This window comes from Cupriavidus cauae (genome assembly GCF_008632125.1).
GTDB classification, from domain to species: Bacteria; Pseudomonadota; Gammaproteobacteria; order Burkholderiales; family Burkholderiaceae; genus Cupriavidus; species Cupriavidus cauae.
The window spans coordinates 13821-30625 of the sequence record NZ_VWRN01000016.1; the positions used below are offsets into that span (position 1 = coordinate 13821).

Sequence of the window (16805 nt, forward strand, 5' to 3'; positions counted from 1 at the left end):
TTTCACTTATTCTGCGGTCCAGCATATGCATGCGAAAACAGGAAAGCAAGGCTTGCCAGATGGTGGGTAAGTCGCTTTTGTGCGAATGCGTACGCAGCACAAGGCTGGAGGCGGGGTAAGGATTTTCCCTTACGTCAATCGCAAAGCGGCCGCGTTCTTAGGGTTCGGACCGATGTTTGGGCGGTATTCGACCGATGTCCGGTCAATGTTTCAGGCGATGTTCGCGGCGATTTTTCGCCATGCTCTGCTGGCACGGGTAGACCTTTCGGACGCTGTGCCGAGAAAATAATTTACATTACACTTCGGGTAGCAATTTGGGCAGGTTGCGCTACTCGTCTGCTCAAAGTCGTTATCAATCAATCACTTAAGGGCGATTGCCGATGTCTGTGCGGGACGACACGCTGGATCCCTCGAAACTGACCCGGACCGAATTCGCCGTGGTACGCGCGTATGCCCAGGGCATGGCCGCGGTCGATATCGCCAACCGCTATCTGCTCGACCCGGACGAAGAGGAGGCGCTGACCGAGCATCAGGCGGTGCAGCGCATCCTGCGGCTGCGCGATCGGCTGGTCCAGTTCGCGCTGCAGAACAACCGGCCGGATATCGCGGCGATGTTCGACTCGCTCAAGGGTCGCTCGAATGTCGCGATGGACCGGCGCGTCGACGCGCTGTCGTCGTTGGAGCGCTTGTCGCCGGGGCGGCCGGCGCTCGATCACGCGGTGTCGTTGTGGTTCGGACCGAGCCTGTCACGCCGCCTCGCGGCGGGCGGCATCGAACGCATCGGCGACCTGGTGGAGCGGGTCAACCGGCGCGGCGCCGCCTGGTGGCGCGGGGTGCCGCGCTTGGGCGCCAAGTCGGCCGACGTGGTACGGCACTGGCTCGAGCGGCAGCGCGACACGCTGCGGGCGAGCGATGGGGGACCGGTGTTGGGGCCCCAGGTGGGCGCGCTGGTCGCGCCATCGCAGCGGCCGCGGATGTCGCCGGCACCGTTGGACGAACGGCTGGCGGCGCCTGTTCCGCTGGAATATATGCTCTGTACAGCACTTAATGGTGACTGGCGAGCCGTTCTTGGCGAGGAGTTGCAGTTGGTACGCCAATGGTTGGAGGGCAAGCGGCACGGCTCCCACACCTGGGCCAGCTACCGGCGCGAGGCGGAACGGCTGCTCCTGTGGGCGGCGCGGCGACGGCAGCCCTTGCGCGGCATGAACGCGGTAGATCTGTCGGCGTATTGGGATTTCCTGGCCGATCCGCAACCGGCCTCATTCTGGCAGGGACCCGCCGGCCCGCGCGACCGGATGCCGTGGCGGCCGTTCGAGGGCGGCTTGCGGGACAGTTCTCGCCAGGCGGCCATGCGGGTGATACGGGCGCTGTTCGGCTGGCTGCGCCAACGCGGCGTGCTGGCGCATCATCCCTTCGATGGTTTTGCGATACCGCCTGCGGCGGCGGCATTGCACGACGATCGGCCAAGCGACAAGGCCGACGGAGAGCTAGAGGATCAGGCAGCCGATCAGGCAGATGGTCTGGCTGGGCTGGCCGGTCACCGGGAAACGGCTCCCGGGCTGGCGGCCGGCGCGGGGACGAGTGTGGCCGCATTTCGCCGCTGGCTCGATGGATCGGATGGCACGCCGATATGGCGGGCGGCCAATGCCGCCGCGTATCTGATCGGCGATTGCGGGATGCGGATCGGCGAAGCCGTGTTGGTCACCGGGGGCCATCTTCGGCTCGGCGACGGCAGCCGCTGTCTGGTTCGCCCGCGGTTCGACCGCGGTGGGTCCGGAATCGTGATGTCGGACCCTGAGCCGGGCCGCATCGAGAAGCGCTTCGCCACGCTCAGCGACGATGCCTGGAACGCCCTCTCCCTGCATTGGGCAGACCGCGGTTTGGCGGCGGACGGGCTACCCCACGCCGCGCCGTTGTTGGGTCCGCTGATGTTGCCGCCGACGTCGCGAGGCCAGGCCAAACGGGCCAGTCAGCCGCTTGCCGGTTATTCCCCCAGCGGCCTGGACCGGCTGCTTCGCGCGGCGTGGCGGGATTTCGTTGCGCTGCCCGAGCATGCCGAGCATCGCGACCTCCGATTCACGCCGCGCATGCTGGTGCGGCGGCACGCCGGGCAGCCGTGATGGCGTGCTGCGCGGGCGGACCATCTTCATGGCCCACCGGCGCGCCGCCCGTGCAGGCTGCTACAGCAGCGATTTGTCCAGGCCGAAGCGCGCCTTCAGGGCTTCCAGCAGCGCTTCGCGGGCATCGCGATCGGTCAGCTGGACGTCGAGCACGACACGGCCCGAGTCCCATTCCTTGATCGTCCCCAGCAGCTCGCCGCCGCTGGTGCGGATCTTGTACTGGCGGCTGATTTCCTTGACCTTGCGCGCCTTGCCCTCTTGCGCCTGCTTGCGAATCGCCTCGACTTCGCGGCTCGACAGGCCGTCGTTCATGATGCGCATCGCCAACTCGCGGGTGCGCTCCTCGCCCGCCAGCTTGTAGTACAGCGTCAGCTCATAGCCGGCCGCGATGCCGATCGCGCTGGGACGCTCGCGCATCACCATCAGCACGGACTCGGGCAGTTTCAGCAGCGCCAGCGTCTTGTTGACCGTGCCGGCCGACATGCCGGTCAGCTCGCAAATATCTTCTTCCTTGGCAACCTTGCCCTCGTCCAGCAACTGGCGCCACGCGATCGCATTGTCTAGCGCCGACTGGTCCGAGCGCTGTTCGTTCAGCAGGAAGGATAGGCGGTAGAAGTCGAGGTCGCTGAGGTCGCTCTCGACGAAGCACTCCATCTCGAGCTTGCCGGCCGCCGCGAGCGCGCGTTTGCGGTAGTGGCCGTCGATCAGGATGTAATGGCCGGGACGGGACGGATCTGGCGCCGCGAGACCCGGCGTCTTCTGGCCGTGGGTCGCGATCGACGCGGCGCGCTCCTGGACGACGGCGGGATCGTAAATCCGGCGCGCGTTGAGCGGGTTGTCGTGCAATTGCGCCAGCGGGATGCGCTTGAGGACGCGGCCGTCTCCCGAACGCTCCTCGTTTTCAGCGCTGAAAGTGGGCGGTGTTTCGGCGCCCTTTGCCTGCAACAGGCCGTGCGGATGCTTGGCGATCGCCGCTTCCGCGCGCGCGAAGCGGTCCAGCGTGTCGGCGCGGCTCTTTTCCGCCGCCATGCCGGCCAGCATGCCGGCCCGCAGATTCTTCATCTTCGTTGCCATTCTCTTTACTCGATCAGGGACAACACCTCGTCCACCATGATGTCGACTTCCTGCACCGCCTCGCGTGCGCCGGGTACGCCGTGCACGGTACAACCGATGGCCTGGCACTCACGGAACGCCGAGCGCGAGCCGATCATCGATTGGAGCAGGGGAAAGTCGCCGTCATCGCCCAGGATTTCGATAGCCTGGCGCGCGATGGAAACGCGGCGTTGCACCATATTGGCCATCACGCGGACGGTCAATGTTTCGTTCTGGACCTGCGCGTGCTGCGCGAGGGTCTTGGCCGCCACCGCCGCCCACAGATCCGGGGGCGATGGGACAACCGGGATCACTGCCAGATCGGAGATCAGCAGGGCGCTGGACGGCGCTGCGGAGTGCACTGCGGGCGGACAGTCGACGACGATATAGTCGTAGTCCTGGACGAACTTGCGCACTTCGCGGTGCATCGCACCGCCGGAGGCCGCCAAACCAATGACGGAAGCGGGGAACGGGCGCTCGTCCGAGGCTTGCGCCGCCCAACGCGTCGCGGTTCCCTGCTCGTCCATATCGACCAGCATTGCGCGCGCGCCGCGCAAACCCAGCGTTCCCGCGAGATGCATGCTGACCGTTGTCTTGCCGCAGCCGCCCTTCTGATTGAACACCGTGATGATTTTCGCTGCCACCGGGGCCTCTCTCTTTCAGCGCTGAAAGCGCGGTTTGACTGTAGGCGAAACTTTAGTCAATCGCCTTGGTGCTATCAACCGATTTCTTCAATTACACGAATTCGTTACAGCCCGGAAGCCAAAAAGGCGCACAAGTTTCTTCAAAAGTTGTGCTTGAAAATCGGTCGAGAATCGGCCTACATTAGAGGTTGTGCGTTGTACGCCGCACATGACACGGTTAGACAAACTGGATATGATGCCCAACACAGTCGCGTCAAGTCGTGTCACCCTCGTCGGCTTCCGTTCGGTATCTGCGAGAAATCAACGTGCTTGAACGGTTGTTTGCGTCGTGTACAAAGAACTTGCGTCGAAAGGAAACTCACATGGCAACCGGTACGGTTAAGTGGTTCAACGAAACCAAGGGGTTCGGCTTCATTACCCCGGACGATGGTGGCGCGGACTTGTTCGCCCATTTCTCGGAAATCCAGGGCACTGGATTCAAGACGCTGAAGGACGGCCAGCGAGTGACCTTCGAAGTCAAGGAAGGTCCGAAGGGCAAGCAAGCTTCCGGCATCAAACCGGCCTGATTGCCCGCGTCGCCGCTGGTTCACGGCACTCGTCGGGAGCCAGCAAAAAAGCAGGTGTTCAACACCTGCTTTTTTTATTGCCGCGCCCAATATTGCCGAGGCGAAGGGGCCCCGGCGCGTTCCTGCAAGGACAGTCGCTCAGGCCAGCTTGCGCACGCTGGTACGCGAGGGCTGCAGAATCAGCGCCTTCGACGAGTCGGCGTCGACCTTGGCGTCCGGATACACCACCAGCACGTCCTTCAACGCCTTGCGGAACAACGCGCGGAACTTGCGCTCGCTCTCGGTCTCGGTACCGAACTGCATCTGCAGCGCTTCCCATGGGATCTCGGTGCGCCGCTGGATGGTGAAGAAGCGGTAGGTCAGCCAGGAATAGACGTCCAGCGCGAACGGCGACTGCTTCAGCGCCTTCAGCGCACGCATATCGACCGGCACCGGGCGATTGACCAGCTCGTTGAAGAACGGCTCCGACAGCACGACAAAGCTTTCGAACATCGAGCCCTGGCCCGGCTGCATCGGATCCCACCAGGTCGACAGCTGATCTGCCAGCAGGTAGCCGACCCGATCGATCGACATCGGCTCGTGGTTGTTGGTCTGGTTCTGCGTCGGCGCCGATTTGTTCTGGACGATCGCAATGGTCGCGGAGAACAGGCGGATCATCTGCTGGCGCACCAGCGTCATGGTGCCGCGCTTGCCGCCCGTGGCCATCGGGATGCCGAGGTTGTACATGAACTCGGACAGCGAGTTGCCCAGCGAGATGCGGCGGTCGTCCACGGTGCCGGTAAACTCGCCCCGCTTCTTCTTCGCCATGATCTCCTTGCCGATCCAGGCCAGCATCAGCCGCGGATAGGAGCCATAGGGATACCCGAGCGAGACCGTTTCCGACACCAGCTTCTGGCGGCCGTTGCTGGCGCGCTCGGAACGCTGCTGCGTGAAGTAACCGGGCTGGATCATCAGCGAGATGTTGCCGCTGGTCCGGGTCCAGACGGGCGGCGCGCCCTTCGGCGCCCGGTAGGGAAGCGTGACCTGCACACTGGCGCGGCTCAGAAAGCCGACCTCGCCACTTTGCCAGGCGTCTTCGCGCTCCATGGCTTGCGCTTCGTCGAACAGCCGCTGAAATTTTTCGGACGGAACCAACGGCGCATCGTTGCCGGGAACGATGATGCGCGAGGGACCGGTTTCCACGTCAGTGACGGTGCGGTCGTCCGGGGTGGCCAGGGAACGTTTGATCGGCATATCGGCGTGCTTCGAATTACCCGCCTTTTTACTTGATGCCGCCACCCTTGTCACGCAGAAACGGGTACGTTCGGAGATTCGGGCGTATACCCCGTCGTGTGGCGAAATCTGGCCGGGTATACCCCGCGTTCGCAGCGGCTTCGCGCCGGCCTGGTCAGCCCTTGGCTCTGTGCCGATATCTCTCTCTTGCCAGCTCGCATGCCGTGCGGCAGGGGGCAACCCGGCAGGGTTGTCCACTTCCGCGCGGTCATCCACTACAAGCAATACATACCTTTACGGTTAACTACTCGTAAACCGTATACGGGCGCCTAAGCCGTTGAACCGTAAACGTAAACCGACCCCCTTCGTACCCGATTCTGCGCCGCAGCGTACTCGATTCTGCGGAGCGTCGAACCCGAATCTGCGTATACCCGAACCTGTTTCAGCGAAAGCGGCGAACCGCTTTCTGCGGGGATAACTTCGGCATTGCACAGGCTTATCCACAGCGGCCGCGGGCCCGGTGCGTACCCGTTTCTGCGCCGTATCGGCGTGCCGGTGGGGATCGAAAAGACTGGAAAGCGCCTCATAAAGCGCATTGGACCCGGTATTGCACGCATCCCGGCGTGGCCGTACCCGTTTCTGCGTGAAGATGCGTGGGACTAATTGGGGGAAGTGCGTACCCGTTTCTGCGGCGTACCCAGTTCTGCGAGCGACAGGCGGGTGAGCGGCCTCCGCAAAGCGTACCTACTTCTGCGTACGCGATGGGGCATCGGTGGAGCGACGAGCGTACCTGTTTCTGCGCAGCTTCCAGGCCGTGAAGCCGCGCCGCTCACGGCAAAGGCCCACGTATACGTACATCCTGTTAAAAGCGAGCGCTTCCAAACGTCTGCCGGCCGGAAACGTTGCCAATGCCTGAGGGCGTACCCGTTTCTGCGTCGGAGGTCGGATCTCGCAGAAGAAATCGCCGGAGGACTGCCAGACGGCCGTACCCATTTCTGCGCGTCTGGTACGTGTCCGACCGGCGCGATCCGCGTACCTGTTTCTGCGGGAAACGGTGCCGCATTGATCCCGAGGGGATGCACCCGGGAAAACGTACCCGTTTCTGCGTCGCGACAAAAAAACCGGCAAACCGTACCCGATTCTGCGGACGCGACCCGTGCGCGGACCGCGGATCGGCCTTCAGTGCCGGCCTATCCGTACCTGTTTCTGCGTGCCGAAATCCTTGTGGGGTGGGCCATGGCGTACCCGTTTCTGCGGCTGTCGGCAGTCCGAAAAGGGCCAGCGATGCCAATCCGTACCCGATTCTGCGGACGGCAATCCGCGCTGCCCGTACCCGTTTCTGCGTGGTGAGGCCCGGCTGATGGCGGTGCGCCAAACTGTTCTGGCGCGCGGGCAACCAAGGGGAGGACCTGAGCAAAGGCGCGGCGGAGGGGGGAGAGCCGAGGGGAAAGGGTCGAGCGGACGGGGGGCGAGGAGGAGGGGCGGAGGACGGGGCGAGTGAAGGGGCGAGTGAAGGGCCAGTGAAGGGCCAGTGAAGGGCCAGTGAAGGAGCCAGGGAAGGAGCCAGTGAAGGAGCCAGTGAAGGAGCCAGTGAAGGAGCCAGTGAAGGAGCCAGTGAAGGAGCCAGGGAAGGAGCCAGGGAAGGAGCCAGGGAAGGAGCCAGGGAAGGAGCGAGGGAAGGAGCGAGGGAAGGAGCGAGGGAAGGAGCGAGGGAAGGAGCGAGGGAAGGAGCCAGGGAAGGAGCCAGGGAAGGAGCCAGGGAAGGAGCCAGGGAAGGAGCCAGGGAAGGAGCCAGGGAAGGAGTCAGGGAAGGAGCGAGGGAAGGGCCCGAAGAGAGACGTCGAACCCGGACGGCGCCGCCCGGCGGCAAGCGCTTGGCGGACCGACGAAGTTCGCCGCGCCACAAAACAAAAAGCCCCGCACGGGGCGGGGCTTTCAGTGTCTTCTCGCCCGAAGGCGAGGAGCGCGAGGCCTTACAGCGGGGTGATGTTCGCTGCTTGCAGGCCCTTCGGGCCGTTCTTCACTTCGAACGAAACGCGCTGGTTTTCTTGCAGCGACTTGAATCCAGAGCCCTGGATTTCCGAGAAGTGGGCGAACAGATCATCACCGCCTTCGTCCGGCTTGATGAAACCGAAACCCTTGGCGTCGTTGAACCATTTGACGATACCGGTTTTCATGGTCTTGCATTTCCTAAAAAAAATTAAAAAACGGAGGCGCTCAGGGCGCTTCCGGCAGAGCAACTCAAGGAAAGGACACCATGGACAACCGAAGTACCATGACGGTGGCTAACGAATGTGCTGTTGCCTCGTCGCTTGAATCTAGCGCGCTTTATACGGGGGATCGGAGCCCACGTCAAGAGCGGTGTTCCCCTGCTGCAGGCTAGATCACGCGAGTGCCCTCGTGCGATCATCACCCATTTTGCATACAGTCTATTTGTCCGTATCGGCGCACCTGTATACAAAAGTGTAAGACATTACGTGTGCCTCCCTGGCCAACGCGCCGGAAGGAGGCTCTTGCCTTTTGCGAGAGACGGGACAAAACGATACAGGAGACACAGCATGTCGATGCCCGAACCCCTTTCCGAACCCAACGACACACCCGCCATGACCGCGCCGGCGCGCCGCTCGCCGCTCGAACGCCTGTTCAAGCTGAGCGAGCACCAGACCGACGTGCGCACCGAGATACTGGCCGGTGTCACGACCTTCCTGACGATGGCGTACATCATCTTCGTCAACCCGACCATCCTGGGCGATGCGGGCATGCCGAAGGACGCGGTGTTCGTCGCCACCTGCGTGGCCGCGGCGCTCGGTACGCTGATCATGGGCTTCTACGCCAACTATCCGATCGCGATGGCGCCGGGCATGGGGCTCAATGCCTATTTCGCCTACACCGTCGTCAAGGGCATGGGCCTGCCGTGGGAAGCCGCGCTCGGCGCGGTGTTCATCTCGGGCTGTCTGTTCCTGCTGGTGACGCTGCTGCGTGTGCGGGAGATGATCGTCAACGGCATCCCGCATTCGATCCGGGTGGCGATCACCGCGGGCATCGGGCTGTTTCTGGCCATCGTCGCGCTGAAGAACGCCGGCATCGTCACCGCCAGCCCCGCCACGCTTGTCACGCTCGGCGATCTGCATCAGCCCTCGGCGGTGCTGGCCATCGTCGGCTTCCTGGCGATCGTCGCACTGGACCGCCTCAAGGTGAAGGGCGCGATCCTGATCGGCATCCTGCTGACCACGCTGCTGAGCTTCGCGTTTGGTGGCAACACCTTCCACGGCATCGTGTCCGCCCCGCCGTCGATCGATCCGACCCTGTTCAAGCTCGACATCACCGCCGCGCTGTCGATCGGCATCATCAATGTGGTGCTGGTGTTCTTCCTGGTCGAGCTGTTCGATGCGACCGGCACGCTGATGGGCGTGGCCAACCGCGCGGGGCTGCTCAAGGCGGGCAAGATGGATCGGCTGAACAAGGCGCTGATGGCGGACAGCACGGCCATCATGGCCGGCTCCTTCCTCGGTACCTCGTCGACCACGGCGTACATCGAAAGCGCCTCGGGTGTGCAGGCCGGCGGCCGCACCGGCCTGACCGCGGTGACGGTGGCCGTGCTGTTCCTGGCCTGCCTGTTCATCGCACCGCTGGCCGGCACCGTGCCGGCTTACGCCACCGCGCCGGCGCTGCTCTATGTCTCCTGCCTGATGCTGCGCGAGCTGGTCGACATCGACTGGAACGACGCCACCGAAGTGGTGCCGGCGGTGCTCACCGCGCTGGGCATGCCGTTCACCTATTCGGTCGCCAACGGCGTGGCCTTCGGCTTTGTGACCTATGCGGGCCTGAAGCTGCTGACCGGCCGGGCCAAGGACGTGCCGCTCATGGTGTGGATCATCGCCGCCGTCTTCGTCTTCAAGTTCTACTATCTGCCCGGCCATTGACCTGGCGGCATCGCTTGCAGCAAGGGCGGCCACGGCCGCCCTTTTTCATGGCCATCGTCCGGGACGTGCCCCCGAACGTTCGAAATTTCGCTGCAAAGTCACCGGACCGTACCCGTTTCTGCGTGCGCTGCAGCAGCGCGGAACGCGGGCACCGTACCCGTTTCTGCGTTCAAGGTAAGTACTTATTTACCTCCCGCACCATGATGGGCCACCGTTGTTACGGTCATACCGAAGGATGATTTTGGGCGCATGCCCCGCGTGGGGGCTAGACAAACGAAGCCAAATGCACTGAACTAGAGGCGTGCTATTCCGGGGGCGCTTCGAAGCGCCCCTTGTTGACTCCGGGCAACGGAGTGCGCCCATGGCGCGACGCAGACCCATTCGATCCGCGTGAAGCGGACGTACAGACAGACCGCCTTCAGGCGGCTTCGCCTCCACGACGAGAGCATGCGCAAAGCGTGCCGAAACAATAAGCGGAACAAGTGGTAATCGCGAACGTGTAGTGCCGGGGGATGTTGTTCAACGGGGAAGAATCATGACCGCAGGAGAAGTCCATCGGCCCGTTCTCGAGCCGACTCGATCCGCCACGCCTTCGATTACCCGCGCCTGGAGCCATCTGGCCAATGTCGCCGGCGCCAAACCCGAACACGCTCCCAGCCAGTCCCATCGCGAGCATCGCGACGAATCCATCGCCGATGCCGTGGCCGCCGTGCTCGCGGCCGACGACAGCGTGCCACCGAACGTCCGGCAGGCCATCGAAGGCCTGTTGCAACGCCACCGCCAGCTCGAAGCCGACATCGCCCGCCTGCGCGCCCAGCGCGAGGAATGGATCGTCAACGTGCTGACCTATCAGGCCCTCTATCACCGCTATTCCGGCCAGACCCTGCATGCCCCGAGCGATCGCCTGATGCGCGAGCGGGACAGCATGCGCCGCACCATTCGTGAACAGCTGCGCAGCGGCACGACGCCGACCGCGATGTTCGATCTCCCTCCCCACAGCGTTTCGAGCGTGTAATGGCGGCCGCCCACCTGGGTGCCCAGCCGCACCGCATACAACTGGACCGCAGCCCGATCCCGTCCGCCAGCCGGCGCAGCGAGACCGTGCGGCATGCGGCCACGCCAAACGCGCGGGAGAACGGGATGGACCGACTCAACAAGCCGACATCGCGGGCCGCGCAGGTCCTGGTGGTATCACGACAGCAGAACTTCGGCATCGACGCGAGCCAGTTCGGACCCGGCTGGGAGATCCGCCACCATCACCAGTTGCGCGACCTGCCACGGGTCGTTCGCAGCAGCGCGCCGATGGCTGGCGTGCTCGACCTGGAGACCGAATACACCGATGCCGAGATCGCGCTGCTCGAGCAGAGCCTGCAATGCCTGCACGTGATGTGGGTCGCGATCACCTCGCCGCAGCGGCTCGAGGACGAGCGGGTGCGGCGCCTGATCCGCGACTATTGCGTCGACTATGTGCGCGTGCCGTTCTCCTACAGCGAACTGGCCTACACGCTCAAGCACGCGCATGGCATGGCCGCGCTGCACGCCGCCCGCGGGCCGGATACGGCGGTGCAGGGCAAGATGATCGGCGAATGCGCGCCGATGCGGGCGATGTTCCGCTCGCTGGCCAAGGTCGCGCACAACGACGCCCCGGTGTTCATCTCGGGCGAGTCCGGCACCGGCAAGGAACTGGCCGCGCAGGCGATCCACGAAGCGTCGAACCGGCGCAAGGGGCCCTTCGTCGCGATCAACTGCGGCGCGATTCCGCCGCACCTGGTGCAGTCCGAACTGTTCGGCTACGAGAAGGGCGCCTTCACCGGCGCCAACCAGCGCAAGATCGGCTGGATCGAGCAGGCGCAGGGCGGCACGCTGTTTCTGGACGAGATCGGCGATCTGCCGCTGGAGAGCCAGGTCGCGCTGCTGCGCTTCCTGCAGCAGGGCATGATCACGCGCCTGGGCGGCCATCAGTCGATACCGCTGGACCTGCGCATCATCTCGGCGACGCACGTGGACCTGGTCGCGGCGCAGGCCGAGGGGCGCTTCCGTTCCGATCTGTTCCACCGGCTGTGCGTGCTGACGCTGTCGATCCCGCCGCTGCGCGAGCGCGGCGAGGACATCCTGCTGCTGGCCAACGCGGTGCTCGCCGAGCACGGCCACGAGGCCCATCGGCGCATTCGCGGTTTCTCGCCGTGCGCGACGCAGGCGATGATGCAGTACGGCTGGCCCGGCAATGTGCGCGAACTGATCAACCGGGTGCGCCGCGCGATCGTGATGACCGACAATCGCAAGATCACCGCCGAGGACCTGCAGTTGCACGGCAACAGCGACGCGCCGCGCAAGACCCTCGACGCGATCCGCGAAGAGGCCGAGCGCGAGGCCATCCGCTCGGTGATGGCGAGCCACGGCTTCCACGTGGTGCCCGCCGCGCGCGAGCTCAACGTGTCGCGTGTCACGCTCTACCGGCTGATGCACAAGCACAATATCCGCGTCGAAGGCCAGTCGAGCCACGCCGAGTAGCGCACCGCCGAGACAGCGGCAATCAGCGGGGCCGACGATTCGTCGGCCCTTTTTTTCATGGCGCTTGCCGCTCAGCGCCGCGGCGCCAAAGACGAGGCCGGCTTCCAGCAGCCCGATGCCAGGCCGCCACCGTAGCCGACCGAATCGGCCGATGCCGCCAGCAGATCGATCGGCAGGCGGGCCACCTGCCGTGTCTTGCCGTCGTCGTCCACCGCGGACTGCTGGCCGGGCGCCTCGTCGTCCTGCGCGCCGGCGCCGAGCAGGCCCAGCGACAAGCCGAAGCCCTTGACGTAGATATCGTTGCTCCATGCCGTATGGCTGTGGATCTCGGCATCGTCGGACCGGTCCAGATGGCTGAAGCTGCCGGCCGCGGCGCTGGTACAGAACGCGGCCAACGCAGCGAATGCGCAAAGCCTGGTTTTCATTGTGTCTCCTCCCTGATCGGATGCCGGATGGCCAGCCGGCGCGCCGCGGCGCGTGGACAGGCCGACCTGTGGGCGGCCCGTGGCCGCCGACGATCCACGGAAGGGCGGCTATCGCCGTGTCCGGCTGCGGAAGGCCGCGATCGGCAGGACGCGGTTGGACTCCGTGCAGAACGACGATGTCGCCCGATGCGGCAACCGCGGCGCAGCCAATAGCGGGGGCGACAGCAGTTGCAATACCGACGGCGCGGCGCGCGCCGGACGCTGGGCGCGGCGTCGTGCCGTCATGCGTGCTGGAGGGTGACGCATGGTGGGGCGCTCTCCCGTGGCTGAAGCGTGGGTCCTGGCTCTCCACGGCCTGTTGCGACAAGCGTGCCAAGATGCGCCCGCCGTTGTCCCCGTTGGGTTTGCGGCGATTGGCCGCGCGCGCGACGGATCGCCCTGGACGGACCGGTCCGATTCTGTTGCGGCCCTGAAACCGGGGTGGCGGCGGCTGCGCGCACGGTGTTTCCCTCCCGGCCATGCCGTCGACGCCGGGACGGTGGCCAACGGCGCGCCGGCACAACGGCACGGGCGCCGGCATCCGTCCAAAGGAGGAATTCCGGATGAAGTCAGGGCAGGGAACGGCGCGACGGGCTCGCCGATACGGCCGAAGTCCCCTGCCTGGCCCGCGCCGCGCAGCCAAGGCCGGCGCGGTTACACCGGCTTAACGCACGGGTGCCGGACGCGTGCAGACGGGCGAAAAGCGCGACGGCGGCACCCGACGCGTCCATAACACTCGGAAACCCACACACGAACGTCCGCAGAAACGGGTACGCATCGGCCTGCGACGAGCATCGGCGGCCCCCCAACGTCGGCCCCAGACGGGGCCAAACCGCGGCGAAACCGCGGCCAAATCGCGGCCCAAACCGACGCCCAAACCGAGGCCGAAACCGAGGCCGCGCCTCGGCGTCATTCCTTGCGAGCCGGCGGGTTGGTCGAAGGCGCGGTGTCGGCGGCGGGCGTGTCGCCCGAAATCGGTTTCGGGCCGGGCTGGCTGCGGTCGCAGCCGGCGGTCGCCAGGATGGCGGCGACGCCCAGCGCGAGTGTGCCGAGCCGGAGGGCGGGGAAGGATGCGATCGGAAAACGGATCACGGTACCTCCTGAAGGAGAGAGAAGAGACGAAAGACGCGGCGGCGGAATGGCGCGCCGCCCGCTTTTACTCTAGCAGTTGGTCGCGGCCGGCCCTTGCGCCCGCTCTTTCACAGGCCCTCGCGCAACCTCTTGTACTGACGCTCGCGCCAGCCCTTGCACCCGCCCCTGCGCCCGCCCCTGCGCCCGCCCCTGTACCGGCTCTTGCACCGGCTCTTGCACCGGCTCTTGCAACGACTCTTGCACCGGCTCTCGCGCCCGCTCGCGCCCGCCTGCGCGAGCCCTTGCCCCGAACGCGGCTTGGGCACAGCCGCCAGGCGCGGTATCCTGAACACTGCCCCGCCGGCCGCGCCCTGCGGCGGCACGACCCCCAGCCCCTCCGGACCTCAGCCCACCGACCAAGCCAGGGAGCGCCTTCTTGCCGATGTACCAACCCGACCCCGAGCACCGCGACGGCCGCTGGCACGGCCTGGCCCGCATGCTGCCCGACCGCCATACCCTGCGCCGCACCGCGATGGTGGTGACGGGCGCCGTGCAGGCCTGGTTTGCGCACCGCGCCGCCAGCAAGGGCGCCGCGCTGTCGTTCTACATGCTGTTCTCGCTGGCGCCGATCCTGGTGCTGGTGATCTCGATCGCGGGGCTGTTCTTCGGCGCCGAAGCGGCCCGCGGCGAGATCTTCGAGCAGCTCGAGGGCCTGCTCGGCACGCAGGGCGCGACGGCGATCCAGGAAATCCTGGCCGCCACGCACCGCGCCGGCGGCAGCGGCGTGGCGGCGCTGATCGCCACCGGCATCCTGATCGTCGGCGCGACCAGCGCCTTCGCCGAGCTCAAGGCGAGCCTGGACGATATCTGGGAGGCCGATGCGACGCCGGCCAGCGGCTGGCGTTCGCTGGTGCGCACGCGGCTGCTGTCGTTCAGCCTGGTGCTGGTGCTGGCCTTCACGCTGCTTGTGTCGCTCGTGGTCAATGCCGCGATCGCGGTGGTGCAGCGCTTCTGGGACGGCATGTGGTTCGAGTCGTGGCTGGCCCCGGTCGCGACCACCATCTCCAACGGCTTCTCGTTCGCCGTGGTCACCGCGCTGTTCGCGGTGGTGTTCAAGATGCTGCCGCGCGTGCGCGTGACCTGGCGGGACGTGACGATGGGCGCGGTGATCACCGCGGTGCTGTTCTCGGTCGGCAAGCGCCTGATCGGCATCTACCTGGGCAACAGCGCGGTGGCGTCCTCGTACGGGGCGGCCGGCTCGGTGGTGGCCCTGATGCTGTGGGTGTACTACTCGGCCCAGATCTTCTTCTTCGGCGCCGAACTGACCCATCAGTACGCGCTGCAATTCGGCAGCCTGCGGGAGCGGCAGCGCCGCGGCGAGGCGCCGGCACCGGTCGGCGCCGGGAACCGGTAGAATAGCGGCCCATTCCCTCGGGCGCTCCGCCGCGACAGCCGATCCCAAGCCGGCCGCCGCGGAACGCGACACACCAGGCGCGGCGCGATCGGCTTCGCCATCGCCTCTGCCGCGCCCTCCGGGTCCCGATCCAATCGCCTGCCATCCGAACGTCCTACCGTGAGCTCGCTCGTATCCGAAATTGCGCGTCGTCGCACCTTTGCCATCATTTCCCACCCCGACGCCGGCAAGACCACGCTGACGGAAAAGCTGCTGTGGTTCGGCGGCGCGATCCAGGTCGCTGGCGAGGTGCGGGCGCGCAAGGCCGACCGCCACGCCACCTCCGACTGGATGGAACTGGAAAAGCAGCGCGGCATCTCGGTGACCTCGTCGGTGATGCAGTTCCCGTACCGCGAGCACATCGTCAACCTGCTCGACACCCCGGGCCACGAGGACTTCTCGGAAGACACCTACCGCACGCTGACCGCGGTCGACTCGGCGGTGATGGTGATCGACTCGGTCAACGGCGTGGAGGCGCAGACGATCAAGCTGCTGAACGTCTGCCGGCTGCGCGATACGCCGATCCTGACCTTCATCAACAAGCTGGACCGCGAAGGGCGCTCGCCGATCGAGCTGCTCGACGAGATCGAGGACGTGCTGAAGATCCAGTGCGCGCCGATGACCTGGCCGATCGGCATGGGCAAGGCGTTCCGCGGCGTCTATCACCTGATCGACGACAAGGTGCAGCTGTTCGATCCGCACGGCGAGAAGGGCACCGCCGCCATCCTGGACGGACTGGACAATCCCGAGCTCGACCGCGTGCTCGGTTCGCAGGCCGAGGAACTGCGCGTCGAGATCGAGCTGGTGCGCGGCGCCTCGCACGCCTTCGACAAGGACGCCTTCCTGGCCGGCAAGCAGACCCCGGTCTATTTCGGCTCGGCGATCAACAACTTCGGCGTACAGTCGCTGCTCGACGCGCTGTGCGACCTGTCGCCCTCGCCGCAGCCGCGGGCGACCGACAGCCGCACGGTGCAGCCCGAGGAAGCCAAGTTCAGCGGCTTCGTGTTCAAGATCCAGGCCAACATGGACCCGCGCCACCGCGACCGCATTGCGTTCGTGCGGGTCTGCTCCGGCCGCTTCACGCGCGGCATGAAGCTGCTGCACGTGTCGGCCGGCAAGACGGTGGCGATCAACAACGCGATTACCTTCATGGCGCAGGACCGCAACACCACCGAGGAGGCCTACGCCGGCGACATCATCGGCGTGCCCAACCACGGCACGATCCGCCTGGGCGATGTCTTCACGGAAGGCGAGGCGCTCAAGTTCACCGGCATCCCGTCGTTCGCGCCGGAACACTTCCGCCGCGCACGGCTGAACAATCCGCTGAAGGTCAAGCAGCTGCAGAAAGGCTTGCAGCAGCTGGCCGAGGAAGGCGCGACGCAGATGTTCCGCCCGATCGCCTCCAACGAGCTGGTGCTCGGCGCGGTCGGCATCCTGCAGTTCGACGTGGTGGCGCACCGGCTCGAGCACGAGTACGGCGTCGACGCGATCTTCGAATCGCACGAGTGCGCGACCGCGCGCTGGCTCAAGGGTGACCCGGCCGAGATCGAGAAGCTGATCGAGAAGGCCGGCCACAACGTCGCGCTCGACGGCGCCGGCGACCACGTCTATCTGGCGCCGAGCATGGTGAACCTGCGGCTGACGCAGGAACGCTTCCCGAACCTGCAATTCATGGAAACGCGCGAGATCGTCTAGGCGGCGCGCGCCGCATCGTCGTCCCCGCGCAGGCGGGGATTCAGCGTCTTGCCC

At 65.7% G+C, this 16805-nt stretch carries 13 protein-coding genes; 7 read left to right on the plus strand and 6 right to left on the minus strand.

Translation table 11 applies throughout. The annotated features are described in order from the left end of the window. Positions 1-380: 380 nt before the first annotated feature. Positions 381-2120, plus strand: a complete 1740-nt coding sequence (locus F1599_RS04165) for a phage integrase family protein (protein ID WP_150082291.1) — start codon at positions 381-383, stop codon at positions 2118-2120. Positions 2121-2180: 60 nt separating this feature from the next. On the opposite strand, the gene F1599_RS04170 is transcribed toward F1599_RS04165, so the two are convergent. Both F1599_RS04170 and F1599_RS04175 read right to left on the minus strand, forming a co-directional pair. Beyond that, on the minus strand, positions 2181-3194 hold the full coding sequence (locus F1599_RS04170) for a ParB/RepB/Spo0J family partition protein (protein WP_149318589.1): 1014 nt from the start codon (positions 3192-3194) through the stop codon (positions 2181-2183). Positions 3195-3199: 5 nt separating this feature from the next. Next, positions 3200-3856, minus strand: coding sequence for a ParA family protein (locus F1599_RS04175; RefSeq protein WP_149318590.1), 657 nt, complete (start codon positions 3854-3856; stop codon positions 3200-3202). 362 nt (positions 3857-4218) lie between these two features. On the opposite strand from F1599_RS04175, the gene F1599_RS04180 reads away from it, so the two are divergent. Beyond that, positions 4219-4422 carry a cold-shock protein gene (locus F1599_RS04180; RefSeq protein WP_006576252.1) on the plus strand — a complete coding sequence of 68 codons (204 nt, stop codon included), beginning with the start codon at positions 4219-4221 and terminating at the stop codon, positions 4420-4422. Positions 4423-4560: 138 nt separating this feature from the next. Here the strand turns inward: F1599_RS04180 and F1599_RS04185 are convergent, their stop codons facing one another. Together F1599_RS04185 and F1599_RS04195 are read right to left on the minus strand one after the other, a co-directional pair. After that, complete coding sequence (locus F1599_RS04185; protein ID WP_053823267.1) at positions 4561-5655, minus strand: replication protein RepA; 1095 nt, start codon at positions 5653-5655, stop codon at positions 4561-4563. A 1952-nt stretch (positions 5656-7607) separates the two neighbouring features. After that, the gene (locus F1599_RS04195) at positions 7608-7811 is read right to left on the minus strand and encodes a cold-shock protein (RefSeq protein WP_006576725.1); all 204 of its coding nucleotides are present in this window, start codon (positions 7809-7811) and stop codon (positions 7608-7610) included. Between the two features lie 381 nt (positions 7812-8192). Between F1599_RS04195 and F1599_RS04200 the strand changes: the two genes are divergently transcribed. The 3 genes from F1599_RS04200 to F1599_RS04210 all read left to right on the plus strand — a co-directional run bounded on the left by F1599_RS04200 (position 8193) and on the right by F1599_RS04210 (position 12068). After that, on the plus strand, positions 8193-9557 hold the full coding sequence (locus tag F1599_RS04200; RefSeq protein WP_149318591.1) for an NCS2 family permease: 1365 nt from the start codon (positions 8193-8195) through the stop codon (positions 9555-9557). 535 nt (positions 9558-10092) lie between these two features. Next, the gene (locus F1599_RS04205) at positions 10093-10572 is read left to right on the plus strand and encodes a hypothetical protein (RefSeq protein WP_223819451.1); all 480 of its coding nucleotides are present in this window, start codon (positions 10093-10095) and stop codon (positions 10570-10572) included. A gap of 125 nt (positions 10573-10697) precedes the next feature. After that, a complete protein-coding gene (locus F1599_RS04210) occupies positions 10698-12068 on the plus strand; it encodes a sigma-54 dependent transcriptional regulator (RefSeq protein ID WP_149318698.1) in 1371 nt (456 codons plus the stop codon). 71 nt (positions 12069-12139) lie between these two features. On the opposite strand, the gene F1599_RS04215 is transcribed toward F1599_RS04210, so the two are convergent. Both F1599_RS04215 and F1599_RS04220 read right to left on the minus strand, forming a co-directional pair. Then, positions 12140-12493: a hypothetical protein gene (locus F1599_RS04215; protein ID WP_150082292.1), complete on the minus strand. Its 354-nt coding sequence runs from the start codon at positions 12491-12493 to the stop codon at positions 12140-12142. A gap of 948 nt (positions 12494-13441) precedes the next feature. Further along, positions 13442-13624, minus strand: a complete 183-nt coding sequence (locus F1599_RS04220; protein WP_150082293.1) for a hypothetical protein — start codon at positions 13622-13624, stop codon at positions 13442-13444. 421 nt (positions 13625-14045) lie between these two features. Here F1599_RS04220 and F1599_RS04230 point away from each other — a divergent pair, with 421 nt between their 5' ends. Together F1599_RS04230 and F1599_RS04235 are read left to right on the plus strand one after the other, a co-directional pair. After that, positions 14046-15017 carry a YihY/virulence factor BrkB family protein gene (locus tag F1599_RS04230; RefSeq protein WP_150082295.1) on the plus strand — a complete coding sequence of 324 codons (972 nt, stop codon included), beginning with the start codon at positions 14046-14048 and terminating at the stop codon, positions 15015-15017. A gap of 159 nt (positions 15018-15176) precedes the next feature. After that, positions 15177-16751 (plus strand): peptide chain release factor 3, encoded by a 1575-nt coding sequence (locus F1599_RS04235; RefSeq protein ID WP_150082296.1) that lies wholly within the window; start codon positions 15177-15179, stop codon positions 16749-16751. Positions 16752-16805: the final 54 nt, after the last annotated feature.